At 33.1% G+C, this 24837-nt stretch carries 24 protein-coding genes, 1 tRNA gene and 1 pseudogene; 4 read left to right on the top strand and 22 right to left on the bottom strand.

The window, feature by feature from the left end; translation table 11 throughout:
- Positions 1 to 12 precede the first annotated feature (12 nt).
- The 6 genes from HNP38_RS17075 to HNP38_RS17100 all read right to left on the bottom strand — a co-directional run bounded on the left by HNP38_RS17075 (position 13) and on the right by HNP38_RS17100 (position 3873).
- The gene (locus HNP38_RS17075; protein ID WP_184191836.1) at positions 13 to 507 is read right to left on the bottom strand and encodes an NADH-quinone oxidoreductase subunit C; all 495 of its coding nucleotides are present in this window, start codon (positions 505 to 507) and stop codon (positions 13 to 15) included.
- Between the two features lie 6 nt (positions 508 to 513).
- Positions 514 to 1074 (bottom strand): NADH-quinone oxidoreductase subunit B, encoded by a 561-nt coding sequence (locus HNP38_RS17080; RefSeq protein WP_184191838.1) that lies wholly within the window; start codon positions 1072 to 1074, stop codon positions 514 to 516.
- A gap of 86 nt (positions 1075 to 1160) precedes the next feature.
- Positions 1161 to 1532, bottom strand: coding sequence for an NADH-quinone oxidoreductase subunit A (locus tag HNP38_RS17085; protein WP_184191840.1), 372 nt, complete (start codon positions 1530 to 1532; stop codon positions 1161 to 1163).
- A 121-nt stretch (positions 1533 to 1653) separates the two neighbouring features.
- Positions 1654 to 1830 (bottom strand): hypothetical protein, encoded by a 177-nt coding sequence (locus tag HNP38_RS17090; protein WP_184191842.1) that lies wholly within the window; start codon positions 1828 to 1830, stop codon positions 1654 to 1656.
- A gap of 16 nt (positions 1831 to 1846) precedes the next feature.
- Positions 1847 to 2743, bottom strand: coding sequence for an alpha/beta hydrolase family protein (locus HNP38_RS17095; RefSeq protein ID WP_184191844.1), 897 nt, complete (start codon positions 2741 to 2743; stop codon positions 1847 to 1849).
- Between the two features lie 2 nt (positions 2744 to 2745).
- A complete protein-coding gene (locus HNP38_RS17100; protein WP_184191846.1) occupies positions 2746 to 3873 on the bottom strand; it encodes a GNAT family N-acetyltransferase in 1128 nt (375 codons plus the stop codon).
- A 96-nt stretch (positions 3874 to 3969) separates the two neighbouring features.
- Here HNP38_RS17100 and HNP38_RS17105 point away from each other — a divergent pair, with 96 nt between their 5' ends.
- Positions 3970 to 4680, top strand: a complete 711-nt coding sequence (locus HNP38_RS17105; RefSeq protein ID WP_184191848.1) for a zinc metallopeptidase — start codon at positions 3970 to 3972, stop codon at positions 4678 to 4680.
- 106 nt (positions 4681 to 4786) lie between these two features.
- Here HNP38_RS17105 and HNP38_RS17110 read toward each other — a convergent pair whose 3' ends face one another.
- From HNP38_RS17110 to rbfA, 8 genes are all read right to left on the bottom strand, one after another.
- Positions 4787 to 5392 carry an IMPACT family protein gene (locus tag HNP38_RS17110; protein WP_184191850.1) on the bottom strand — a complete coding sequence of 202 codons (606 nt, stop codon included), beginning with the start codon at positions 5390 to 5392 and terminating at the stop codon, positions 4787 to 4789.
- On the bottom strand, positions 5392 to 6414 hold the full coding sequence (gene ribD / locus HNP38_RS17115) for a bifunctional diaminohydroxyphosphoribosylaminopyrimidine deaminase/5-amino-6-(5-phosphoribosylamino)uracil reductase RibD (RefSeq protein ID WP_184191852.1): 1023 nt from the start codon (positions 6412 to 6414) through the stop codon (positions 5392 to 5394). Before ribD ends, HNP38_RS17110 begins: the two co-directional genes overlap by 1 nt.
- Positions 6415 to 6615: 201 nt before the next feature.
- Complete coding sequence (locus HNP38_RS17120; RefSeq protein WP_184191854.1) at positions 6616 to 7005, bottom strand: helix-turn-helix domain-containing protein; 390 nt, start codon at positions 7003 to 7005, stop codon at positions 6616 to 6618.
- A gap of 236 nt (positions 7006 to 7241) precedes the next feature.
- The gene (locus HNP38_RS17125; RefSeq protein ID WP_184191856.1) at positions 7242 to 9050 is read right to left on the bottom strand and encodes a DUF349 domain-containing protein; all 1809 of its coding nucleotides are present in this window, start codon (positions 9048 to 9050) and stop codon (positions 7242 to 7244) included.
- 72 nt (positions 9051 to 9122) lie between these two features.
- Positions 9123 to 9860: a shikimate dehydrogenase family protein gene (locus HNP38_RS17130; protein WP_184191858.1), complete on the bottom strand. Its 738-nt coding sequence runs from the start codon at positions 9858 to 9860 to the stop codon at positions 9123 to 9125.
- A gap of 59 nt (positions 9861 to 9919) precedes the next feature.
- Entirely contained in the window at positions 9920 to 11701 is a 1782-nt protein-coding gene (locus HNP38_RS17135) for an endonuclease (RefSeq protein ID WP_184191861.1), read from the bottom strand.
- Between the two features lie 48 nt (positions 11702 to 11749).
- Positions 11750 to 12955, bottom strand: a complete 1206-nt coding sequence (locus tag HNP38_RS17140; RefSeq protein WP_184191863.1) for an ABC transporter permease — start codon at positions 12953 to 12955, stop codon at positions 11750 to 11752.
- A gap of 1 nt (position 12956) precedes the next feature.
- Positions 12957 to 13316: a 30S ribosome-binding factor RbfA gene (rbfA, locus tag HNP38_RS17145; protein WP_184191865.1), complete on the bottom strand. Its 360-nt coding sequence runs from the start codon at positions 13314 to 13316 to the stop codon at positions 12957 to 12959.
- A gap of 90 nt (positions 13317 to 13406) precedes the next feature.
- On the opposite strand from rbfA, the gene mce reads away from it, so the two are divergent.
- The 3 genes from mce (at position 13407) to HNP38_RS17160 (ending at position 15575) form a co-directional block, all read left to right on the top strand.
- Complete coding sequence (mce, locus tag HNP38_RS17150) at positions 13407 to 13805, top strand: methylmalonyl-CoA epimerase (protein ID WP_184191867.1); 399 nt, start codon at positions 13407 to 13409, stop codon at positions 13803 to 13805.
- Between the two features lie 61 nt (positions 13806 to 13866).
- Positions 13867 to 13940: transfer RNA gene (locus HNP38_RS17155), tRNA-Ile, on the top strand.
- 447 nt (positions 13941 to 14387) lie between these two features.
- Complete coding sequence (locus HNP38_RS17160; RefSeq protein WP_184191869.1) at positions 14388 to 15575, top strand: Shedu immune nuclease family protein; 1188 nt, start codon at positions 14388 to 14390, stop codon at positions 15573 to 15575.
- Positions 15576 to 15649: 74 nt separating this feature from the next.
- Here HNP38_RS17160 and HNP38_RS17165 read toward each other — a convergent pair whose 3' ends face one another.
- The 8 genes and pseudogenes from HNP38_RS17165 to HNP38_RS17200 form a co-directional block, all read right to left on the bottom strand.
- Positions 15650 to 16006: a hypothetical protein gene (locus HNP38_RS17165; protein WP_184191871.1), complete on the bottom strand. Its 357-nt coding sequence runs from the start codon at positions 16004 to 16006 to the stop codon at positions 15650 to 15652.
- Positions 16007 to 16166: 160 nt separating this feature from the next.
- A complete protein-coding gene (locus tag HNP38_RS17170) occupies positions 16167 to 16454 on the bottom strand; it encodes a hypothetical protein (protein WP_184191872.1) in 288 nt (95 codons plus the stop codon).
- Between the two features lie 129 nt (positions 16455 to 16583).
- Complete coding sequence (locus HNP38_RS17175) at positions 16584 to 17447, bottom strand: hypothetical protein (protein WP_184191873.1); 864 nt, start codon at positions 17445 to 17447, stop codon at positions 16584 to 16586.
- 139 nt (positions 17448 to 17586) lie between these two features.
- Positions 17587 to 18945, bottom strand: coding sequence for a protein NO VEIN domain-containing protein (locus HNP38_RS17180; RefSeq protein WP_184191874.1), 1359 nt, complete (start codon positions 18943 to 18945; stop codon positions 17587 to 17589).
- 12 nt (positions 18946 to 18957) lie between these two features.
- Positions 18958 to 19839 (bottom strand): hypothetical protein, encoded by an 882-nt coding sequence (locus HNP38_RS17185; protein WP_184191875.1) that lies wholly within the window; start codon positions 19837 to 19839, stop codon positions 18958 to 18960.
- A 78-nt stretch (positions 19840 to 19917) separates the two neighbouring features.
- Positions 19918 to 20670, bottom strand: a complete 753-nt coding sequence (locus HNP38_RS17190; protein WP_184191877.1) for a sacsin N-terminal ATP-binding-like domain-containing protein — start codon at positions 20668 to 20670, stop codon at positions 19918 to 19920.
- Positions 20671 to 21973: 1303 nt separating this feature from the next.
- Positions 21974 to 22627: pseudogene (locus tag HNP38_RS18230) on the bottom strand (UvrD-helicase domain-containing protein); the annotation flags it as partial.
- Complete coding sequence (locus tag HNP38_RS17200) at positions 22624 to 24669, bottom strand: AAA family ATPase (RefSeq protein ID WP_228461088.1); 2046 nt, start codon at positions 24667 to 24669, stop codon at positions 22624 to 22626. The gene HNP38_RS17200 and the pseudogene HNP38_RS18230, both read right to left, overlap by 4 nt.
- Between the last annotated feature and the right edge of the window lie 168 nt (positions 24670 to 24837).

Consider the following 24837-nt stretch of genomic DNA (forward strand, 5'->3'; position numbering starts at 1 on the left):
TTGCATTACTTTTTATCTTCCGAACATGCTGTCGTCCTTGTCGGTTCTTGTACCGTCTTCAAGGCGATATTCTTTCAACATTGGATGGTATCCCAGATCTTCCATGTTTAAGATGGGTCTTAGGTCCGGGTGTCCCTTGAATTTAATTCCGTAAAAATCATATGTTTCCCTTTCCATCCAGTTAGCACCTGCATACAGGTCTGTAAGAGAGTCTATTTCCATGTTTTCTCTTGGCATGAAAGCTTTCAGACGGATCCTGAAATTGGTCATCATATTATGCAGATGGTAAACAACCCCGATTTCTTTTTCCGGGAATTCCGGATAATGGATCCCGCAGACATCCGTAAGGAAATTGATCTCTAAAGACGAGTCTTTAAGGTAATGAATTACTTTTTTGATATCCTCTTTTTTAATTTCCACGGTCAGCATACCATAAGGTTCTGAACTCGAAATTACAGATCCCGGAAATTCTCTTGTGATTGCTTCTAATACAAATTCGTTTGTCATTTCCGTCTAGTTGCTTATGTTGTAAGAGTCTAACAGTTTTTGGTATTCAGGCATGTCTCTTCTTCTGATGCTTTCGCTTTCTGCAAGAGCCTGAACCTGCATTACTCCTTCAATGATCTGCTCCGGTCTTGGCGGGCATCCCGGTACATACACATCTACCGGAATAATTTTATCAATTCCCTGCAATACGGAATAGCTGTCAAAAATACCACCGCTGGAAGCACATGCTCCAACTGCTACTACCCATTTAGGCTCTGCCATTTGGGTGTAAACTTCTTTCAGTACCGGCCCTAATTTCTTGGATATGGTTCCGCAGACCATCAGCATATCTGCCTGTCTTGGCGAGAAAGAGTTTCTTTCCATACCGAATCTCGAAGCATCATAGGTAGGGTTCAGGGTCGCCATAAATTCAATGCCACAACAAGAGGTTGCAAACGGTAACGGCCACAGAGAGAATTTTCTTGCCATCCCGATCACACTGCTCAGTTTTGTTGCGAAAAATCCTTCTCCTTCATATCCTTCGGGAGCAGGTGCATCTGTTCTTATTATTGGTTTTTTATCTGACATTTCTTTAATTTTAGATTTTGAATTATAAATTTTGGATAATCATTTTTTGAATTTGAAATCCATAATTCACAATTCATAATTTCCTTTTATTTATCCCAATCCAAAGCGCCGCGTTTCCAAACATAGAAAAATGCTACAAAGAAAATAGCAACGAAGGTAAGTACGGCAATGAATCCTTCCATTCCGAATTCTCTGAAGTTGACTGCATAGGGATAAAAAAATACGATCTCAATATCGAAGAGTACAAACAATACCGCTGTTAAGAAATACTTGATGGAAAATGGCGTTCTTGCATTTCCTTCTACGGCAACTCCACATTCCCAGCTCTGGTTTTTTACAGAATTTCCTTTTTTCTGTTTGGGCCCTAAAAAGTGTGCGCCAAGCAATGAAACGGCTACGAAAGCAACTGCAACACCGGCTTGGATAAGGATTGGAATATAACTTTCAGGTAAATTCATTTTTGCATTATTATCTCAATTTGCAAATTTAGCGAATAAACAAGAAAGCATGAAATTAATCACCTTAAAAGTGGGATTAAAATTAGAAAAACCGGTAATTTAGAATTAATAAAAATAATGATTATTTTCGCATTTTTTTGAGGAGAGAGTAGGCCATAAACGAAATATATCCGAAAAGTATACTCGCATAGATGATGTTGATTATAGTATTGGTTTTGTCATCTTCTGCCCGGAGGAAAAAGTTGTACAGAATAAATCCGGCGATCAGAATGCCAAAGATGATAAGTTGTGGTTTCATATTTTCAATAGCAAATCTACTGTTTTAATTTTTGATCGAACCATTCAATGACCGTTTGATCAAGCTCTTCTTTTTTGTCTGAGAAAAAATGATCGGTCTCAAATTTTTTAAGCTCGAAATTGTAACCAATCTGTCTCAGCCGGTCAGCCATTTTTTCGGACTGGAGATAACTTACATGCTGGTCTTTTGTACCGCATAGGATCAGCAAACTGCTCTGCTTGTTCAGTTTTTCAGGCCAGTAGATTGCGGAGCGTTTCTGGAGCTCAGAAGTTTTTTTCTCCGAATAACCGGGGATACATTCTTCAAAAACTTTCTCCATTTCCGGCCTTTCCGTGATGGTGGAAAAAAGATCGGAGGCTCCGTTTCCAATGACAGCTGTTTTGATTTTATCTGTGTTCTGAAGCGCCAGATAAGTCATCATTCCGCCTCTGGACCATCCGAACATGCCGATACGGTTGGGGTCTGCGTTTTCCATTTCTTTAACGGTTTCGGTAAGATACAGGACATCATTGACCTCTGCGCCACCGAATTCATCTTTCTCACGATAATTACTTCCGATAATGATATATCCGTTATCCGCTAATTTTGAGGTGTACATGATTAGGGTAGGAATATTAAGCGGGGCAAAATTCCTGTTTCCGCCTCTGTTGAAAATGATGACCGGATATTTTCCCTGCTTTTTAGGCTCAACGGTCATGCCTTTTATGGTTTGTCCGTCACTCAGGTAAGTGATGCTGTAAAAATTCAGATCGGACAGATACTGATATTTTGGTTTCAGCTGGTTATTGTCGGAAATTCCTTTCCAAACTGATGTTGTTGTAAGATCTACCGGCTCCTTAGACAATATTTTCCCATTCTGGTAGAAAAGCAAACCGGAAACCAGAAAGACTATTACGGATAAGAATTTGAACATATTTATTTGATTTCTAAAGAATAAGTCCTTCTTCTTTTATGGTTTACCGGGCCATAATCCTGCCACAATAGCTGGATACTTTTATTTTCCTCTAATTCAGGGTTGGTTTCCAGATATTTTACGCCTTTTTTTCTGAAAATTTTCCAGATTTCTTTAAAAATAATAGAAGTTACGCCTCTTCTCTGGTATTCCGGATGAATCCCGATCAGGTAGAAATTGGCCCTGTCATTTTTCTTTCCGGCTTTCAAAAAATGCCACCATCCGAAAGGAAGAAGCTTTCCTTTGGATTTTTGCAGGGCTTTTGAATAGGAAGGCATTGTAATTGCGAATGCAATAAGCTGATTGGCTTGATCCACAACACAAACAATATAATCTTTATCGATTAACTTGAAATATTTTTCTTTGTATGTTTTTCGCTGTTCGTCTGAGATAGGAGTGTAGGTTGAAAGATGTTTGTACGTTTCGTCCAGAAGGTCGAACATAGCATCTACATATTCTAAAATTTCCTCTTTTGATTTAAAATTTAGAACCCTGAGATGGTATTTCTGTGAGATCAGCTCATTGAATTTATGAATTTTTTCAGGTAAAACCTCTGGAAACTTCAGCTCAAATTCCACCCATTCTTTTTCTTTGACAAGTCCTAGATTTTCAAGGTGTTTCGGGTAATAGTTATGGTTGTAGATCCCAATCATAGTTGCCAGCTTGTCAAAGCCCAGGGTCAGCATACCCGCCTTATCGAGATTGGTAAATCCCATCGGGCCTTCAATCTTATCGATATTTTTTTCTTTGGCGTAATCTATTGCTTTCTGGATCAAAGTCTGGGAAACTTCCGGATCGTCAATAAAATCGATCCATCCGAAACGTACTTTCCGGATGCCAAGTTCTTTTTCTTCTTTATGATTAATGATCACGGCAATCCTTCCGGCAATTTTGTTGTCTTTGAAGGCAAGGTATTGCTTTGATTCTGAATATTGTAATGCGGGATTTTCATCCGAATTCCATATATTGATCTCATCGTTGATAAAGGAAGGTACGTAGTATGGATTTCCTTTATACAGATCCATCGGGAACTTTACAAACTGTTTTAATTCGTCACGTGTTTTTACTTCGAGTACTGAAACTTTAGACATAGTTTTCTAAGGCTGATTAAGAAACAAATATAAATAATAAAAAGTAATACTTTGGCACAGTTTTTACATCTTAAAGGTTAAAAAATTTATTAAAAAATGACAGGTTATTATCTTATTATTGGGATTTCGATGCTGGTAAGCTGGCTAGTTTCTTCCAGATTGAAATCTAAATTTGAGCATTATTCCAAAGTTCATCTGCGAAACGGCCTCTCCGGGAAGGAGGTGGCGGAAAAAATGTTGCGGGATAATGGCATCACAGATGTTCAGGTGATCTCTGTTCCAGGGCAGTTGACAGATCATTATAATCCTGCGAATAAAACCGTAAATCTTTCAGAAGGGGTTTATATGCAGAGGAATGCTGCAGCTGCAGCGGTAGCTGCCCACGAATGCGGACATGCCGTACAGCATGCGGTAGGATACTCTATGCTCCAGCTACGTTCAAAACTGGTTCCGATCGTTAATATAAGTTCTAACCTGATGCAGTTTGTTCTCATTGCAGGTATCGGTATTATGGCTGCCACTCAATCTGTGAGTGATCCTAACGGGAATACAACGGTTTTGGCAATAGGTGTGCTTATGTTTGCATTTACTACGCTTTTTGCTTTTGTGACACTTCCTGTGGAGTATGATGCAAGCAACAGGGCTATGAAATGGCTTAAGGATACGGGGACCGTGACTTCTGAGGAATATGTGGGAGTTCAGGACAGTTTAAAATGGGCAGCCAGAACTTACGTGGTGGCCGCTCTCGGGTCTTTGGCTCAACTCCTTTACTGGGCTTCTCTGCTGATGGGAGGAAGAAGAGGTTGATCTTTTGATCATTAAAAGATTGAAAGATTAAAAAATTAAAAGATTAAAAGATTAGAGAGTGTAAGGAAAAAGGCGAATTTGCTCTTTTACTTTTCTGCTTTTTAGATTAATTTTTAAATTCAAAAGTAATATACTGCATCTCGGACAATTTGTCTGAGATGCTTTCTTTTTGGGCAATTTTCAATGAAGCGGTAAGGGTGCAGCTTTCATCGGCATCAAAATTGAGAACTTTAGCGTCATACTTTGAAAGTAATGTAAAGATGGTATTCTGCTGGTTGAAATTGAAGTGAATTTCTATTTCCGTTTCCAGTTCCCTGGTGATGATATTAGCTTCTTCCAGTGTGATTTTTGCAGATTCCTTATATGCCTTTACCAATCCGGATACTCCAAGTTTTGTTCCCCCATAATACCGGACTACAATAACCAGTATATTGGTGATCTCATTCGCCAGTAGCTGATTGTAAATAGGCAGTCCGGCACTTCCAGAAGGTTCTCCGTCATCATTGGCGCGATAATTTTCGCCGTTTAGGCCCATTCTGAAAGCATAGCAGTGATGAGTGGCTTTGGGATGTTCGACTCTTACTTTTTCCAGAGTGTTCTTAAGTTCGTTCTCATTACTGACAGGGTAAGCAAATCCAATGAACTTGCTTCCTTTTTCTTTTAACAGGATATCTTCAATGGGCTTTTCTATGGTTTTGTACTCGAACAGCATTATCCTTTCTTATAAAATTGAATCAAATTATCTCTATAATACTCAATCCTGGCAGCTTTGAATTCAAACTCAGGTGCTTTTGTTCCATTTTCAAGGATTAAATTTTCATTTTTGATGACAATTGCTTCATCCCAAAGACCCGCATCAATGAATTGCTGCAGGGTAAATTTTCCACCTTCGATAATGACAGATTGTATTTGTTCCCTATATAAGGCATTCATTAAGTTTTGCAGGAAATTTTCTCTTTCTATTTTAATCAATTTGATATTATCCTGAACTTCTTCTTTAATGGTATTGAAAATGAGAGTTCGGGATTCTTTATTATAAAGTTTGAAGTTTTCAGGAACTTTTAAATCAAAATCGATCAATATTCTGACCGGATTTATTCCTTCAACGTTTCTTACCGTTAAACCCGGGTTGTCGTTAAGTGCGGTTTGTGTTCCTACGAGAATTGCATGTTCATCTGCTCTTAGCTGATGTACAAATTGATTGACCAAAGAGTTGGAAATTGAAACAGGCTGGAAGTCCTTGTCTAAAAATCCGTCACCGGATTCTGCCCATTTTAAAATAATATAAGGCCTTTTCTTCTCATGATAAGTAAAAAATCTTTTATTGAGTTCTATGCACTCTTTTTCCAGAATACCTGAAACAACTTCTATTCCTGCATCCTGAATGATCTTTTTACCTTTTCCGTTCACTTTATCATGGGAGTCCATTGCGCCGATAACCACCTTTTTGAATCCCAGTTCTTTGATCTTTAAGGCGCAGGGAGGGGTTTTTCCGTAATGTGCACAGGGCTCCAGAGAAACATAAATAGTAGAATCCGAGATGAGTTCTTTGTTTTTAACAGAATTGATCGCATTGATCTCTGCATGGTTTTCTCCGGCTTTATGATGATACCCTTCCCCGATGATTTTGCCATTATGTACGATTACGCTTCCTACCAAAGGATTAGGATAGGTTTTGCCCAAAGCTTTTTGAGCCAGTTCAATGCATCTTTTGATGTAGAGTTCGTCCTGCATAATATGAAAAAAGCGAAGACAAATTTCTTTGTTTCGCCTTTGTATTTTTTAATTGTATAGACTTAAAGAGTAAAGAAAAAAGATAAAAGACTTTTTAGTTGCTTCCTGCTAATTTCTTTGCGTTCAGTTTGTCATGCTAAAAACATCTCAATGGGGTTTATATTCCTGTGGAATGACAAAACCGGGTGTATGATGTTTCATCTATTTCTTTCCTTTCAGAGCCTTTAGCTCTTCTTTAAGGCTGTTGTTTTCTTCCTTCAGAAGTTTAATGTAATCCTGCAGGTTGTCTATCATAGAATTCGGGATGTTGTAATTGGTATTGTTACCGTAAAGAAGATTATAAAATCCTGAATTCTCACTTATGGTATTATATTCATTATTAATAACTACTTTAGAGTCTTCATCTTCATAGATATCTTCTACTGAAACTTCCAGAAAATTGGCTATTTTTTCCCATTCATCTTTTATGATCTTCACATCCCCACTTTCTTTTCTGCTGTAGTTAGACACATCTGTTGCGATTATATCTGCAATCTGCTGCTGGGTATAACCTTTCTTTTTTCTTATGGCGCGAAGTTTTTCTTTTTGCATATTGGTTTTTTTACAAAATAATATTAAGTTTCGGCTAAAGCCAATTGGTTTTTCTTTTTATCTAAAACAAGTCAAAGTTCATTTCTATTGGTCCAGCCATTTATTTTTTGCCCTTTATTCGTTGACTCAAATTTGTAATTAAAAAATAAAATGGTTTGTATAAAAACTATTCTTTAATTTTCACTATCAACTATCAACTATCAACTATCAACTATCAACTATCAAACTCATAACCATTAACTTTCTCCTGCAATGATATTGTGAAGATTCTGTCTTAAGGTTTCCAGATGGGCTTTCTTCTCATCAATGGTATTGAAAGTATCTCTTAACAACGGATTTTCTCTTGACGGCTTGTTGAAGAATGCCAGGTTGTTTTCCAGTTTTACGATCTCTGCTTCAAGATCGGCTATCTGGCTCTTGATTTTTCTGGCTTTGTCTGTAAGCTGGTTTTCGGATAAGCCTTCTTCTTTAAGCTCAAGCTCATTGATTTTATTGAGCTTCAGTTTCTCTCTTAAGGTCTTATTGAACTCTGTGTTGATAGAAATTTTATCTCTCGGAACTTTTCCGATATTATTCCATGCGGTTTTTATGGCTTCAATTCTTTCGATACTTCCTTCTTCATTGGTCACCGTTTTCAGCTCATCAAGAAGGTCTTTTTTATGCTTGTAGTTTTCTTTCCAGTTATCTGTAGAAGCATTGCTTTTTTCTCTGTAATTGTTGAAGAAAGCATTACAGGCATCGCGGAATTCGTCCCAGATCTTATTGGTCATACTTTTCGGAACATGTCCTACTTTCTTCCAGTCCTCCTGTAGTTTTTTGAATAGCGGAACGGCAATATCCCAATCCTCATTATTCACATTATCCTTAGCTGTCTGGATCAGCTTTAATTTATCTTCCAGATTGGTCTGCTGAGAACCTTTCAGGGATTTATAATAACTGTTTTTGTGGGTGTTGAACCCTCTTAAAGTTGTTTTGAAATCATTCCAGTTCTGATTGGAAAGTTTTCTGGGCACGCTTCCTGTTTTCAAAAATTCTGAACGCAGATCTTCCACTTTTCGGATGGCATTCTGCCAGTAATTGTGGTTAGGCGTTTCAGAAGGTGCCGAAAGTTTTCCGATCTCTGCAATGATCTGGTTTTTCTTTTCAAGATTGGTATTCTGCTCTGCTTCAATGGCAGCGGATAGTTCAGATTTTCTTTCATGGATCTTGTTGGAGATCTCTTTGAACTCTTCCCATGTTTTTTCACGGAATTCTTCCGCCACAGGTTCTGCTTCTTCTTTCCAAAGCTTATGAAGATACTGCAATTCGTTCAGGGCCTTCTGGATCACGGGCTCATTCTCCAGCTCTTTGGCACGGGCAATAATGTGCTGCCTTTTTTCAAGATTATGGCTGTATTCCTGCTCCAGAAACTCTTTATTCAGGTCCAGCATCTGATAAAACTGATTCAGGTGATGGAAGTAATTGTTATTGAGGATCCTGAACTCGGATTTTGGAACCTGCCCGGCTTTGGACCAGTCTTCTTTTATTTCCCGGATAGATTTGAAAAGATTGGTGCCCGGTTCAGAATTTGTATAAAGGTTTTTCAGTCTTTCGATGATGCTTTGGCGGTGTTCCAGATTTTTCTTTTGCTCTTCTTCGAGCTTTTTCTGGAAAGAATCATGCTTTTCCCTGAAGATATTGATCAAGGCGGAAAATTTAGCCTGCGAGGGATGCTCATAGCTGAAATTTTCAGGAGCATTTCCGGCTTCCACATATTCGTGTTTTTTGTCTTCTACTTCATCATGGATGTAATGACTTGCTTTTTCTTTGAGTAGATTGAATGTTTTGAAGTTTTCACCGGCATTGGCAGAATTGATGATGTTTTCCATTTCTTTCAAGGCATCGGGCAGAGTAATATCAGCACTCACTTGCTCCTCAAAATGTTCCGCATCTTCTTCATGCGGAATTTCATCATGAGATGCTGTATTTTCTGATGTTTCTTCCTGGGGAACCTCGGTAGAATTCTTCTTTTCTTCGTTTTCAGAAAGGTTGTTTTCTGTAGTCATAGCAAATCTTTTATGTGAGTGGCGCAAATATCCTTGATATAGCTGTAAAGCCAATTAATGCACTAATTTATGTTATTTTTTTTGAAAATTCCAAATTTCCCAAGCTTTTTCTGCTTGCTGTTCAAGCATATAATAGCCGTTTGCGGTTTTTGCCCCTTTTTCAGACGCATTGATGATAAATCGGGTGTAATTGGGATTGTATATCAGGTCTATGACCAGATGTTCTTCTGTAAGCCCTTCAAAAGGGAAATTCAGGCAGTCTTCCACATTCGGGAAAGTTCCTACCGGAGTACACTGGATAATGATCTTATGCTCCCGTACTGTTTCCTTATCCAGGTTGTCAAAATTAAGCTCCGAAGCTCTTGAAACGGTTTTTGAAGTGATCCCGTTTTTATCCAGAACATATTTCACGGCTTTTGCAGCACCTCCGTCTCCCAAAATCAGCGCTGAATTGTGGTAAGGTTTTTTATGAAGCATAAGGGTCTTTTCAAATCCGAAGGCGTCCGTATTGTACCCTGTTTTTTTTCCATCCTGGACTAAAACACAATTTACGGCACCTATCTGCCGGGCTTCATCACTCAGATCATCCAGATAATCTATTATTTTTTCCTTGTAGGGAATGGTTACATTGAAGCCCAAAAGCTGAGGGTCTGAAAAAAGACCTTCAACATCCCCGATCTCCTTCGTATCAAAAATATCGTAGGAGAAATCTTTCAGCATTAATTTCTGAAATTTGTCTTCAAAAAATTTTTTGGAAAAAGAATAAGATATGTTTCTCCCGATCAAGCCTAATTTTTTATTGGAATCCATAGCTCAAAAATAAAAAAAAGCCGGATAAAACCGGCCTTCGTTATTAAAAATATTTTCTCTTATTCTACAATGAATTTTGTAGTATTATTGTCTGTTTTAAGAATATAGTTTCCTTTTGCAAGACCTTTAAGACTGATCTTATTGGAATTTTTAAACGGATTTTCAATCACTTCGATCAGCTTTCCGGACAAGTCGTAGATCTCAGCTTTTGAAATTTTGTACAGGTTTTCTCCTTTTACATAAAGCTCGTTGTTTTTAACAGGGTTAGGATAAACACTGAAAGATTTTTCTTTTGCAGCAGTTTCGGAAGTTCCTAGTGTGGCACATGTCCAGCTAAGTCCATCCAATGCAACTCTGTTTGAGCCTACAGGATTTATGATCTTAATCACTACATTCCCTGAAACATTGATATTATTGATTGTCGTAGTGGTTGCAGTCGAGCTGTAAGGAATAGTTCCCACTATATTACCGTTTATTTCAACATTCAGGTTGTTGGAACTGCCTGAGAATTTCAGTTGTGTAGTCAAGGTAAGGCTTTGGATTCCGCCAGCAATGGCTGAACTGGTAAGATTACCATTCTGGATGGTAATTGCCCTGCCATTGATGGTCTGATCTGTTCTGGCATCTGTAGCTGTCCATGTAATTCCGGCATTAGTCCATGTTCTTGTTGTATAGTTAGAGGCGTTGGCAGGAATTGTTTCAAAATCCTCTGTTCCACAGCTTCCTCCTACAGGCCCTGCCAGGGTAGTGCCCGGTGAAGTATTGCTTTGGGATGATAAATTTCCGGCCGCATCCTTAGCAATAACGTAGAAATTGTAAGTGGTAAGCGGGGCAAGCCCAGAAACTGTTGCAGTGGTTCCTGAAACAGAAGTATATAAAGTACCATTTACATATACATTATAACCGACTACTCCGATATTATCTGTAGAAGCCGTCCAACTTAAAGAGATAGAATTGGATGTAGGAGTGTTTGTCGCTAAATTCGTTGGTGTGGTAGGGGCTTGGGTATCTACTGTAGTAGTTCCCCAAACGCGGGTTACGAAGTTAGGATCGTCAATATAAGGGTTTCTGTTTCCCTGATAAGTATAGGAAGCATTGTTTCTTGCAATTTCTAATGGAGATACAGGATCTAAAGCGTGCCATGCCAATAGCTGATCAAGCTCCCATTGCTGAAGTCCCGGATAATCTACTCCTCCAAGCATATCTCCGGTTCCGTTTGAGCTTGTAAAATTGGCCAGCCTGTCTCCATATCTGGTGACAAAATAAAAGATCATTCTGGCAACATCTCCTTTAAAAGCATCGATGGGCTCGAAAACAGTCCCTGAGTATCCTGAAGAAACAGAGTTTCCTAATTTAGAACCGTTTAAAGAAGTGTAGGAAGCTGTTCCCACTTTCCCGAAAGGATAATTAGATCTTTTGTTATTTACCCATCCGTCTGTTGCCCTGATGAAATGGACATCAGAGACCATTGGGCTGGCTTCGTTAAAAAGGCTTTGGGGAACAATGTGTTCTCTGTTGTAGCAGTCTGCTTCACTGTTATAGCTTCCACATTGATTGGCACCTACGGTGAAGTTGTAAGGATCATTTCCATTAGGATTCTCAGAATAGATATCCAGGATAGATCCGTCATTTTCATAAAAATTATCAACATCAGTAGTCTGATAAGCTGTCCATAATCCGCCATATCCATGATCCTGATGGCCATTGGTAATGATCAGCCTCAGGGCAGTCTTCAGGTCAGCGCCCGTTAATCCGGCGGTTCCGTTATAATATCCCGGCGGTTGGGCAAATGCATTAATAAATGCAAAAATTAGCAAAAAAGAAAATAAAATTCGTTTCATTTTTAAAAATTGGGGCATAAAGGTACAAAAAAATGAAAACTAAGAATATTAATTTTTGATAATATATTCTTTACTTATTTTTGAAAAGAACCAGGAAATGGTAAACCCGAATAGAGCAGCTGTAAGCGCTACAATGAAATAATTTTTTCCTACAATTTTTACAGGGAATGGCAAAGCTTCATTTGCTCTGAAAAATTCTGTATAAAGCTGAAAATAGCATAATGCGGTCCCAAGAATAAGACCTGAAATGATCCCGGAAATTACAATCAGGATGCCGGTATAGAAATAGGTTTTTCTCAAGTGGCTTAAGGGGAATCCCAATGAGATCAGAGATCTGGCCTGCTCTTTTTTATCAAGCTGTAAAATAATAATAGCGCCCGCCAGATTGAAAGTAGTAATAAAAATAACCAATGCAAAGATGAGATAAATGAAGAGTTTTTCTGTATTGATCATTTTCCAGAAAGCAGCATTTTCCTCTTCTTTGGTTTTGATATCAATATTTTTACCGAGGGAAGACAAAAGCTGGGCTTTTACGGCATCTATATTTTCAGGATTTTTTAATTTGATAACGATCTGATAAGCGGATTTTTTTGGCAGGTTGAGTAGTTCCTCGGTCAGCTCAATAGGCGAAATGATATAATTGTTCAATTGATCTTTTCCGGGAAAAACACCGGTTACGAGAATGTCTTTTTTATTATAAATATCTTCTTCTTTATTGATGATACCGGTTCCTGGTTTAGGCATGAAAATCGTAGCATACCCCCCGGCAGAGGCAACCGGGATCGACAGCCTGTTATCAAGGGAGTTTTCCATGATTACCTCATTGGAGTATTCAAAACCGGGATATGTTCCGTAGAAAACATCCTTATCAATAGGATTTACCTTAATGTAAGCAGAATCAACTCCTCTTAAATAGGCAATATCTCCTTTGCCGTTGTATGTTACATATATTTTTTCCTCAATTATGTGGGAAAAATTACTGATCTCTTTGTTGTTTTTTAGGATATTACTGATCTTATCCGGTTCTTTGATGGTCTTTCCGGACGTACTTTTAATGGTAAGGTCAGCATGAAGGTTGGAAATAAGTTCTTTATTAAGATCCTCCAGTCCAGAAAATACCGAGATGATCACAAACATTGCAGTTACGGCAACTGTCATGGCTCCTACGGCCAGCCACGTAATAAACGTAACGGCGGTACTTCCTTTTTTTGCCAAAAGGTACCTTGAAGCTATATAAAATGCAATGTTTTTCAAATTATAAAACAGGATTGTCGCCTTCGCCTCTTAGTTCTCTTTCCAATTTTTCCACATCGTCAAGGGAAGTATCCAGATAAAAATTAAGCTGTGGAATTACCCGCACCTGCTTTGCCATTTTCTGACCAATAAAATTTCTGTACTGAGCTTTGTTTTCTTCTATCTCTTTCATAATAGAAGAGCGAAACTCCTGTGGGAATATGCTTAAATAAATTTTAGCAATGCTGAGATCCGCAGTTACTTTAACATCGGATACGGATACTAAAAAACTCTGCTTGCTGTCCGCAGCCTGTTTGCGGAAAAGTTCTGCGAAGTCTTCCTGTATAATTTGTGCTACTTTTCTTTGTCTGTTACTTTCCATAAGTGGTGCAAATTTAGTACTTTTGTTTGAATTGCAGATTTGAAAATTTGATCCGTGTATCAAATTTATGATTTAATTATAATTGTATTTATGAAGTTAGAACATATCGGTATTGCCGTGAAATCTTTAGGAGTTTCCGATGAGCTTTTTGAAAAACTGCTGGGAAAAAAATCTTATAAAAAAGAAACAGTGGAAAGGGAAGGTGTAATTACCTCTTTTTATGAAGCCGGGGAAAGTAAAATAGAACTTTTGGAAGTCAGTAACAAGGAAAGTCCGGTCTCAAAATTTCTTGATAAAAGGGGAGAAGGGGTTCATCATCTGGCTTTTGGCGTTGAAAATATTATTGAAGAAATAGAAAGGTTGAAAAAAGAAGGATTTCAGTTTGTTTCGGAAGAACCGAAAGAAGGTGCTGATAATAAATTAGTTGTCTTTCTGCATCCTAAATCCACCAACGGAGTATTGGTAGAACTTTGTCAAGAAAAGGCATAAAAAATTTTGTAGTGAAATAAATTTTGCTATTTTTGCAGTCACAAAATTCAACCAATTTTGAGGTCCTATAGCTCAGTTGGTTAGAGCACCTGACTCATAATCAGGTGGTCCCTGGTTCGAGCCCAGGTGGGACCACCCAACTGACAAAGTCGCCAAAATGGCGACTTTGTTGCTTTTAACTATTTGATAAACAAAGATATATTCGCTTACAAACGGGTTCGATAAGTCCAAAATAAAATTATGGAATTTTCGGGGCAATTCTCGAACCGCTCTTTTATTTATACTGTAAATGTCAAATAATCAAATAATTATAAAATGGATATTAATTTTTCATTTTCTTTGATTTTTTATGGATTCATATTTTCCCATAAAAATTGTATTCTTCAAAAAAAGTTATAATTTTATAGAAATCAAAAACTGTTACTGTGAAAAAATTGAAATGTTCATCAACAAAAAATATATCCATAATAATTGCATATAAAAATCTCTTCAATAAATAGATTGGTCTGAATTCATATATTTATGATTGACGCAATGTATAAATTATAATGTTAGCTGCAATTATCCAAACTTTGTATTTAAATGAGTATAATAAAAGAAGATAATAATCTAATTTTATGTGTAGAACTAAATGATGATTTTTTTTATCAAGAAAATTTTAGAAATAAATTAAATAATTACCAAAGTGTAAAATTATATAATACATTTAGGCTAAATGCAACCTTTCTAATTAGACAAGAAACCATTGATTATTTTGAAAATTATTTTTTTAAAATAGGTGAAATAGTTGATGATAATTTTTATTTAATTGATAAAAGGATTTTTGAAACTAAAAACAATTTTCTTTTTCAAAAAAATATGGAGATTGATATTGACTATTTTATTGCCCCAAATAGTATTTCAATTCTAAGACATATTGATAATCTAATTGCTCATGATGTAATTATTGGTAATTCAACGGACTCAAATATATTTAACATTCCTGAAGCTGAATATATTAATTTACTAGAATCATTTCCAACAACTTATGAATTGCAAAAATATCGACAAAAAAGAGTTGCTGGTTCTATTGCAGATTTTGTTGATTTAAAGAAAGATGCAAATCAAACTTATCTCAATTATCTAAATAAAAAGCTTCACAAAAGAAATGATGTCACATTAAATAAGTTATTTGATTTTGAAGAAAATAAGTATAGGATAATTTATGATAAACTTTCAAATATGCTTTTACATGAAGCAAATTACAAAGAATCTGATTGGCAAAAAGAAATTATTAAGATCATTTTAATTATCTATCCAAAATATTTAGCAGTTGGAGAAAAAATATATTTTAACACCCGTAAAGGCAAACGTAAATTTTTAGATTTATGTCTTGTTGATTATACCGGTAAAGTAGATATAATTGAAATTAAGAAGCCTTATAATATTCCTATTTTCTCAAGGTCAACATATCGAGATAACTATTTTCCTTCAAGAGAAATTTCAGGAACAATTATGCAATTGGAAAAATATATTTATCATTTAGATAAATTAAGTCAGCAACAAATAGAATCAATGAAGAAAAGATATTTTAAAGACTATGATTTTGAATTTGATATGATTAGTCCTAAAGGATTCATTATTGCAGGTAGGACAAAAAATTTCACATCAGAACAAATTCATGATTTTGAGATTCTAAAAAGAAAATATTCAAATATTATTGATTTTTTAAGTTATGATGATTTATTAGCAAGAATCAAATCAATATTACAGAAATTTGAAAAATTATAACTGCCAGATTAAGTCTTGACTAATTCAACTCATTCATATTTTATTGAATATTCAAATTTGAGACGGGTAGGGTATCAAGTCGTTTTGTAATTTATATTTATGAAAATATGATAAATAACTGTACCAGACTTATGAATAGTTTTAGCAATTTTTATTGCTGACAATTTTGCATTAAAATCATCAGTTATGTCTTCAATTTTCTCAAATTCAAAATCGGCAGGATATTTAATTTTAGTAATATTATCATAATATTTAGCCCAATTTTCATCAAATGACTTTCCCTTCTCTTCTCCAGTATCATAAACAATCATTGTAGTAAAATCTCTTTTGTGATAATAGTTTAATACCTTCAAGATGTGTTCTCTTGCAGTAGCTGCACCTCTATATATAAAAGCTTCACATAATTGTATGATCTGTGTGTTCTTATCCATTACAAGTAAATCTCTTTCTCCAGGCTTGTAACTTTCTTTTCCATTCTTAGGAGCAGAAAAACCTCCACGTGATTGTGCATCGATATGCCACCCTAAATGATTCAGTCTTGAATCTAAAACTATTTCAAGGATATCATTGTACTTATCTTCACTCTTAATTTCAGAAATTGATTTGCTCTAATACTTCTCGTAACCAATATCTTCCAAATAAAGAGGTTTCATCAATTTTTATCCCCTCAGTTTGTTCAAAATTAATTTTAAAAGATTTAAAATCAGATTTAGTAAATGAAAAATTATAAGATGATGCTTTATATAAAACATTTGAAAGGAATAATGAGGTATTCCAGAGATTATCTTCATCAGTTACCTCTTTTTCTTTATGCTTTTCGTTTTTGATCTGTAAGCTACTTTTTATAAGATGATTTAGATCAGTAGTTTCTGGATACATAATGTAATAGACAAATATTAAAGATGTTGTATACGGTTTTTTAGTGTAAATTTTTTAAAATATTAATGAATTCTTTTAAATCATTTTCAACACCTGAAAATACTATTGTATTATATTTTTTGTCAATCCCTAATTCGCAAATTTCATGTTTTCTCTTCTTATCTGTAAAAAAATGTCAGTAGAAAATAAATAATTTGAGATTCTCATTATATCAATATGATCACCTGATTTTTCTTGCTTACCTTTTACTGCTAAGTGAGCACCAATTGAAAATTTTGTGTTTAGTGTTGGTATTCTTGAAAATCCATTTTTTTCTAATTCTAACAGAAGTAATTCTAGTTCCTTTTTTTTAAACTTGTGCTTGTAAGTTAGCTGATATAGAAGCTGATCAATCCAATTCGGAACCTCAATTTCCCCAAATTTATCGGGTCTAATTCTAATTATTTTAATGTCCAGATATTCTTTTAATCTGTTCTTGAAATTATTAATTTCATTTTGCTTTATTATTTCGATAAATTGGATTTCAGTTTTCTTGTCTATTTTATTTGATACTATTTTTCTGAAATTATTTTGATCAGAAAGATTTGTCGTTATTCCATCACTGAATTTATCGTGATGTTTATTAATATCTTCATAAAAGTCTTTCAGGTCATTAAATTTTGCTTTTGTCAAAAATGTATTAATTGTTTTTTTATTCTTTCTTATTAAAGATGATATTAATTGGGCAGTCAGAAATGGTTCAGACTTTAAAAGATAACCATCGGAAATGCTTTTTAAGTAATTATCATGAATTTCTGCAGATTTAAAGTCTTTTCTAACGGTTTCTAATATATGTTCGGGACATAAAGGACAATAAATTTTCCCTAAATTATAATTGGATTCAAGTAAGTTTTTTATTTCCGTCCAAAGAGGGTTAATGCCTTCAATAATATCACTAATTACAAACTGATCAAGATAAATACAGGTTTTATTTTTAGAGTCAATTTTTTTCATAAAATAGGATATTATGTGATGCTTTGATGGGTTTTGTAAAGGAGTGAAAATCTAAGTAGAAATGTTTAGTTTAACACTTAACTTGCTTTTCTATAAAACTTATTAGTGACTATGCTTGTTATTTTTCATAAGAATTTGATTAAATTATTTTCATTAGCTCAATCAACTTTAAAACAAACTCGTTGAATTTTTTTCCTTCAGTGTCAATTATAGTTTGAGGGATACTACCTCTATATTCTATTAACTTTGGGTCATTAGTCTCTGATTTTAGAAGGTTTTCTTTAACCAAATTCTCAAAATAACTCCCAAGATTATCATTTACATTAATGAATTCATTTAAATCGTTGAACTGTATATTAAATTCATTATTTATCTGATATTTTCTCTTATATCTGTCAACATTTACGGATATAACAGCATATCTGTTTTTTTCAATCGCACATTTTTCAGTTTGATTTTTACTTAATGCAAAACGTCCATTTTCATCCCATTTTGATTTTACTTCTATAAAGTAAATTGGTTTGTTGTTTTTATAGATTATGAAGTCTTGTCCATTTTGTTCTTCCTTATTTATTAAGTCGGTATCTTCTGATTTTTTGATAGCAATAGTATCTGCCAATTCTTTATCTAGCTGTTTTTGAATTAAATCTTGAATCGTCAGACCTATAAAGTTAATATAATTCAAATGACTGTTTTTGCGATTATCCTCTCTTTGTTTTTCTTTACCTTTTTCAACTAAATCTTTTAAATTGTCAATTTTAGCTAAATCGCCTAATAACTCAATTGTAGCTTCATCCTTAGTTAAGATCGAAAACAAACTAGAACGTGTTTTCTCGTTTTGAAATTTATGCATTAAAATTTCTTCTTTTACCCTGTTTATGTTTTGTAACCATTGCCCCCAAGTATTTGGTCTTTCGGAAATTTTTTCAATTAATAAAATTATTTTATCAATAACCCCATTATTGAGATCCTTTACTGGTATAAAACGTTTTTCAGGATGTAATGCAAGTTCAATAGATTCTCCTAATTCTATTCCGGTTACATTTCCACTGTGTTGTAGGAATTTCTCGAAACCTTGGTATGCGAGCCCTTCAAAGATGTTTTTAGTTGTTATTTCAACATATTTTTGTTTAAATTCTAAATCTTTTACATCGTCTCTTTTTAATTCTGACTGGACTCTTAATTTAAAATTTTGATTAGGTATACAAGGTAATTTATGGAGAAGTTCTTCTTTTAAGTTTGTATTTTCAAACATTATAGAAATTACAGATTGAATATCTTTTAAATTATCTAGAATATTTTTATTTTTTATACTATTGAAATATAAATTAGCTAAAAGTTTAAAAGCAGGTTGAAAGTTAATGTCTATAGTTGGGTTTTCAATTTTTTGTATTTGAGGTTTGAGGTCAAGAACCCTTAAATAAAAATCGGATAATTGGGTATTAATATTTGTGTTCTTATTTAAAGAAATAAAATTGTAGAGATATTGATTTAACATTAGAATTCTTGTCTAGGTCAGCGATGATTGTCCTTCATTTTTTGCAAAATCATCATTAAGTTGATTACAGAATTTAGAAAAGTCGTCTTTGAATTTTTCACGATTGTAATCAGTGATATTTTCTATAAAATAGAAATCTTGGTGCAGGTATTTTTTACTTATAGAATAATTGATATTTTGTATAACATCAATTAATTCATTTTCTATTTTATTCCATTTCACTAATTGTTCAAGGTTCATGAAACAGCCATGAATATTAGGAATCAAAGCCAAGCTGTTTAATAATGAAATATTAGATGATATTTCTTTTATAAATTGTTTGTAAGCCTTTTTATCTTGAATATAAAAATAATTTAGTCCACTTTCTTCTGCTACTATTTTGCCAATGTCTTCTAATGTTAACAATTTAAAATTTTCACCAATATGAATATTCCAATTATTTATATATTTACTTATTTCACAATACAAATCGAAGTGTGGTAATATCCTAAACTGGCTGACTAAAGAGTAAATTGATTTTACAATTTCATTGTCTTTTTCTAAAAGAGATAAGTCAAAATACTGAAATGAATCTATGGAATAAAACTTATCATCTATCAAAAGGCGATTAAGAATTTTTATTTCATTTATGAAAGATTCTTTTAGTTCTTTCTCAAAATTAGAGTCTTCTTCTGTAAATTTAATTTTACATATTTCCCAAAAATCTAATTCTTCATCACTCTTTACCTTAAGGCTAACTAATTCGAAAGCTGTTTTTAAAAGCATTTCATTAGTTTCTACATCTGATAGAATTTCAATATTATCTTTTGCTTTATGCAAAAAATCTCTTTCTTTATTCGGTTTAAAATCATTAGCGTGAATTATAAAATTATGACCATTATCTGTTGTTTCCATTAATGGGTAATGTAAAAATAACATAGGAACATGGGTTAAATCTATCTTTTTTGATCCTAATATAATTTTGATGTCTTTTTAATCATTTTGAAGAAATGGAATATAAAAAGATTCGTTATTTTTAGATATTTCAATATGGTCTTGTTTGGTTTCTCCTCTTTCAAAAAAATCCTTTCTTTTTTCATCAATTATTAGAACACTTTTGAGCTTATTATTAAAACAAAATATATATGGTATTATAGACTCTATATAACCAATCATATTTACAATACGAATTTGATTCCCTTCATTTGCTATGTATTCAAATGATGTAAAAGTTAAAGGTGTTTCAACTGATTCTTGGTTTAAGTCAATTAACTCTTCCAAAAAATCATCCTGTTCTATTAATTTATCTGTTAGCGTTTCTGGAGTTGACGCATTCCTGTCTAATTTAAAATCTTTAAGAATTTTATACCTACTATTATCCAATTGAATAGAAGTATTAACTTCAATTGTTTTTCCATATACGTGTGTACTGATGAAACCAGTGCCATATTGCCCTATTTTATCTTTATTATCACCATAAGCTTTACCAACACTAAACTGTTTTATTAATCCTCCGAATTCTAAATCTGAAAATGGTCTGCCATTATGTTTAAAAATAAAACCTCGATCTGACTTTATTATTTCTATTTCACCATTCTTTTCAACAGTATCTAAAGCATTTTGAAACAATTCCCAAATAGCTCTCTTTTCAGCATATTCAGGTTTGATTTCACGTATGCCGGTATAAATTTTATTTGCAAATGATTCAAAGTGAGCTCTTTTCTGCTTATCTCTATATGTGGTCATTATTTGTTTTATTGAAAAAATATTATTGGATGATTATTGGGATTTAAGTGTGTGTTGAATAACGGTTGATCAAATATTATGAGTTTATAAATTCTTCAATAGATAGAACATTATTTTCTCCAAACCATCCCTTAAGATTGACTAAAGCATTATCATTCATTTCAGACAAAGCTAAAACAACCAAGTTTTCTTTTGCTCTTGAACATTCCACATAAAAAAGATTTCTCGTTCTTAATTTTCTATCTTCATTATCGTCTGTTCCATCGAAAAATAGTTTGAAATTATATTTATCAGGTTCATTTTTGTAATCTCTGTCGTCATCAATTACTGTTAAAACATTTCTATACTCTGCTCCTTTAGTGCCATGCTTAGTAGAAAAAACAGAGTTGTTCTGTACATGCTTGAAGAAATTAATTAATTCTTCATATTTTATATCTTTAAAAGATGAAAATAAATCAATTTCTTTTTTGATTTTTTCTCTCTCATCTATTTCAAGAGTGTTTACATCTTTAGTTGCTTTTTCTAAAAACTTATTTAAGCTGTCAGATATACTTATCAATTTATGTCGATTGATAAACTCAAATATTTCACCAATGGTTTGGGTTAATCGTAAAGATCTTAGCTCGTCTAAAATAATTGAAATACGTTGTTTATCTTTATGACTAAAATCTTTCCAATTAATAAAATTACTATTCTTTTTCAAAAAACGAATTGCTTGATTATAGTTTTTTTGATTCCAAAAATTAATCAAATGTTCTATACCGTCCTCTCTCTCTTGAGAAGTTTTTTTATCAATATACCCAGTAAAAATTTTTATAAGGGGATGATTCCTGTCTGTGAATTTTTCCTTAACGCTTAATCCAAATCTTTTACTAAAAATCGTATACAAGTTACCAAATCCAGCATTTTTTGCAACTCTACTATTTACCAATAGTAAAATTTTATCTTTTACATTTTCATCAAAACTCCAATCAATGGATTCTAATTTTGATTTTACATCATCATAGTTAATAGTTTTTTGTTGGTCAATCTCTCTATTATATTCAGATTTTTTTTCATCTTCTACTTCTCTACCTCTATTGTTTATTCTGGTTTTGATTTTTCTATATTTACAATAAACAAATTTCACACTTCCTTCTATTTCTTTTTGTGGGGTTTGTTCTATGTTAGTTCTAAAATTATTTAATAATCTTACTACTTCTTTTGAGGAACGATAATTTTCTTCTTTTTTTACTAATTGTAGTATTTTAGAATTTTCATCGGTATAATATTTTTCTAAATCACCAACTCCTGCATCATATATTTTTTGGTAAGAGTCTCCATAAAACCCTAAAACAATTTTATTTTGATTTCGCACTAATAAAAAATCAACAAGAGCAGATGCTGTTTCTGTTGCGGTATCCTGATATTCATCTACCAGTATATAAGGATACTTTTGAGCTAAAATAGTAGTAAGCAGAGTATTATTTTTAAACATCATTTCTGATAGAGTAATCACATCATCATGATGTAATTGCCCTGTTTCAAAATCTCTAAATGCTGTATCATTATAGTATACTGAAATTACCTTATCTATTCTTTCTGCTAAGTTGGGCAAATATTTAGAATCCTTTCCGTTTGCAATGTCGGCATCATATCTATCTTCATTCAATTTGCAGAGTTCTATTTTTAACTGTTTCTGATAAGATTTTATACAATCCCATAGGAACTCGTGTATAGTAGAAACCAATACGATTGGGTTATGCTCTAATCTTTCTATAATTTCATTTTTCGCTACATTGGTATAGGTAATACAAATAACTTTTTGATTATTATTCTGTATTTCGCTTCCTTTTGTTTCAATTAAGTGATTAAGTGTTTCTATGAGTGTGTAAGTTTTACCTGAACCTGCACCAGCTTCTAAAACAAAACTTTGTTTGTTTTCTATATGCTGTTTTATTTGTTTAAACGCACTCATATTTCAGGGGTATTATTATTTGCTAACCATTCTAATCCTTCTTTTATGTACAAAGGAACTTCCCATTTTAAGCCTGTTTCTTCTTCACTAAAAGTCATTAAATCAAAAGTAAAGTTGGTTTTTGCAGAAGAACTTTTGGGTCTTAACTCCCAACACGTCATATTTTCTAGATTTTCAGGAGAGTGTTGATTTATTAAAGTGAAATAAGATTTGATCTTCTTTGTTATCTGTTCTTTTGTAAATTCTGATTTGAAAAAAATTAAGTTTTTATTGATTATTGCCTCTTCTAAACTTCTTGCAACATAAGTATTTTCATTACTTTCTTTGATCTGATACGTAGCTCTAATCAAGTTACCATCAAATTTTTCTTCTGTAAGACATACATTTAATTCTGAGATTGTGATTTTTTTGGGAATCCAATCTTTCAATGTTGAATTTGAAGTAACTGCATTTTCTAAATCTGTCCTACATTCTTTTCCTTGGGGCAGAGAAGCATCAACTGAATCAATATCTGTGATGACCAATGTTTTTATTTTTATAAAATGCAATATTTCTTTAAATTTTTGAGTATATGCTCCACCAACTTCTAATATAGAAATGTATTCATTCTTTAAACTTGGTGCTACCTTATCTATCATTAATGGTAAAAGCATCTTTTCTGTAACCCCTTCTACCATTATTACCTTATCTGCAAAAAAGATGTCACATTTGTGCAAATTCAAATATTGTTTTAAGAATCTGAAAGTTTCTTTATCATTATCTTTATGTTTGAAGTTGTTAAAATCATTGATCTCAATTTCATTATCTATTTTATTGAAATATCTTATTCTATCAAATCCTTTGTCTATATCTATACCTGCTTCAGCAATTATATGAGAAGAATGAGAACTGATTATCAATTGGACGGATATATTTGTTTCTTTTATAAGTTTTGTAATTTGTTTAATAAAGACCTGTTGCATTTGTGGATGTAAATGGGCTTCGGGTTCTTCAATTAAAATGGTTAGAAACTCAGCTTTATCTTCTGCCTTTGCTTTCTTGAACTTTTCTATAAAACTTACAACCTTAAGAACTAAAAAAATCAAATTACTATAGCCTAATCCATTATAATTTTCAGGCAATGGTATTTCTCCGTTTTCATAATAATATTTGATATTATTTTTTAAAATGGTTTCAGAGTTAAATTCCGATTTAAGCAGAATTGTAGGGATCGTAACATGAGGTTCTATACCGAAATTTTTTATCTCTTTTAAAATATCATCTAAAACTACTTTATATTTTGTATCTAGTTTACTTGAAAAATCAGTTAGAACAGTCTCTAAATCTTCTACATTAGAATTATCCTCTTTATTACTTTCTTTATAAAAATCAGAAAATCCGGTTTGCAATGTTTTGCTTTTATCTTTTCCAACATCATCTAAATTCCTCGAGGCTTTTATAGATTCAAAAGAAACAATCTGCTTAATTTTGTTTTTAAAACTTATATCAATTTCTTTTCTGAACTCAGAATCTTTATCAATTGCATAGCATTTTAATTGATAAAATAATCTCAAATTTTCTTTTAACCAAGGAATTAGTTCACCTTTGTCATTAAATGACTTAAATAAATTGAGGCTTTCTTTTGGTTCATAACTGATTAAAACAGAAGCATCATTTCTGTTCTCATCCAAATCTGTAATAAATTCACTTAGATTAATAAGAGAGTCTTTTTCAATATCATATTCAAATTGAATAATCAATTTTATTTTTGGGATGCATTTTAATATTAATATTTCGGACTTTTCCTTCCTTGTCTCATTAATGTCAACCAAATAGTATTCTTTATAGAATTTATAAAGCTTTTTAAATATCCTGTACGAGCTTTGAGAAAAATCTTCAAACGAAATGTCGTGGGTTTGTTGGGTGAAAACATTTATAATTTCAAATAATGAGGTTTTACCTGTATTATTCTTACCTACTATTAGAGTTAAATCATCTTCTATATTGACGGTAGCATTATCTAGTAATCTGAAATTCTTAACTTGTATTTGTTTTATTTTCATAAGTGATTAGTGTATTTTCAAAGATAATACTAATCAGTCAGTCTATGGTGTGGCAAAATTTACTTTTTCATCCTGTAAGCTACCCAATTTTGTTTCCATTCTAAATGATAGATTCTTTCATTTTTTGTTTATATTTTTTAGGACTTATATTCCCTAATGCTTGGTGGG

It is taken from the genome of Chryseobacterium defluvii, assembly GCF_014204415.1.
Taxonomy (GTDB): Bacteria; Bacteroidota; Bacteroidia; order Flavobacteriales; family Weeksellaceae; genus Chryseobacterium; species Chryseobacterium defluvii_A.

Coding starts and splice junctions, on each gene's coding strand:
- rbfA (WP_184191865.1), bottom strand. CDS start 13,316: ATGGAAAGTAACAGACAAAGAAAAGTAGCACAAATTATACAGGAAGAC.
- HNP38_RS17130 (WP_184191858.1), bottom strand. CDS start 9,860: ATGGATTCCAATAAAAAATTAGGCTTGATCGGGAGAAACATATCTTAT.
- HNP38_RS17075 (WP_184191836.1), bottom strand. CDS start 507: ATGACAAACGAATTTGTATTAGAAGCAATCACAAGAGAATTTCCGGGA.
- ribD (WP_184191852.1), bottom strand. CDS start 6,414: ATGCAGGACGAACTCTACATCAAAAGATGCATTGAACTGGCTCAAAAA.
- HNP38_RS17180 (WP_184191874.1), bottom strand. CDS start 18,945: ATGTTAAATCAATATCTCTACAATTTTATTTCTTTAAATAAGAACACA.
- HNP38_RS17200 (WP_228461088.1), bottom strand. CDS start 24,669: ATGAAAATAAAACAAATACAAGTTAAGAATTTCAGATTACTAGATAAT.
- HNP38_RS17170 (WP_184191872.1), bottom strand. CDS start 16,454: ATGTATCCAGAAACTACTGATCTAAATCATCTTATAAAAAGTAGCTTA.
- HNP38_RS17090 (WP_184191842.1), bottom strand. CDS start 1,830: ATGAAACCACAACTTATCATCTTTGGCATTCTGATCGCCGGATTTATT.
- HNP38_RS17135 (WP_184191861.1), bottom strand. CDS start 11,701: ATGAAACGAATTTTATTTTCTTTTTTGCTAATTTTTGCATTTATTAAT.
- HNP38_RS17160 (WP_184191869.1), top strand. CDS start 14,388: ATGAGTATAATAAAAGAAGATAATAATCTAATTTTATGTGTAGAACTA.
- HNP38_RS17175 (WP_184191873.1), bottom strand. CDS start 17,447: ATGAAAAAAATTGACTCTAAAAATAAAACCTGTATTTATCTTGATCAG.
- HNP38_RS17100 (WP_184191846.1), bottom strand. CDS start 3,873: ATGTCTAAAGTTTCAGTACTCGAAGTAAAAACACGTGACGAATTAAAA.
- mce (WP_184191867.1), top strand. CDS start 13,407: ATGAAGTTAGAACATATCGGTATTGCCGTGAAATCTTTAGGAGTTTCC.
- HNP38_RS17105 (WP_184191848.1), top strand. CDS start 3,970: ATGACAGGTTATTATCTTATTATTGGGATTTCGATGCTGGTAAGCTGG.
- HNP38_RS17120 (WP_184191854.1), bottom strand. CDS start 7,005: ATGCAAAAAGAAAAACTTCGCGCCATAAGAAAAAAGAAAGGTTATACC.
- HNP38_RS17110 (WP_184191850.1), bottom strand. CDS start 5,392: ATGCTGTTCGAGTACAAAACCATAGAAAAGCCCATTGAAGATATCCTG.
- HNP38_RS17190 (WP_184191877.1), bottom strand. CDS start 20,670: ATGACCACATATAGAGATAAGCAGAAAAGAGCTCACTTTGAATCATTT.
- HNP38_RS17165 (WP_184191871.1), bottom strand. CDS start 16,006: ATGGATAAGAACACACAGATCATACAATTATGTGAAGCTTTTATATAT.
- HNP38_RS17185 (WP_184191875.1), bottom strand. CDS start 19,839: ATGGAAACAACAGATAATGGTCATAATTTTATAATTCACGCTAATGAT.
- HNP38_RS17080 (WP_184191838.1), bottom strand. CDS start 1,074: ATGTCAGATAAAAAACCAATAATAAGAACAGATGCACCTGCTCCCGAA.
- HNP38_RS17125 (WP_184191856.1), bottom strand. CDS start 9,050: ATGACTACAGAAAACAACCTTTCTGAAAACGAAGAAAAGAAGAATTCT.
- HNP38_RS17095 (WP_184191844.1), bottom strand. CDS start 2,743: ATGTTCAAATTCTTATCCGTAATAGTCTTTCTGGTTTCCGGTTTGCTT.
- HNP38_RS17085 (WP_184191840.1), bottom strand. CDS start 1,532: ATGAATTTACCTGAAAGTTATATTCCAATCCTTATCCAAGCCGGTGTT.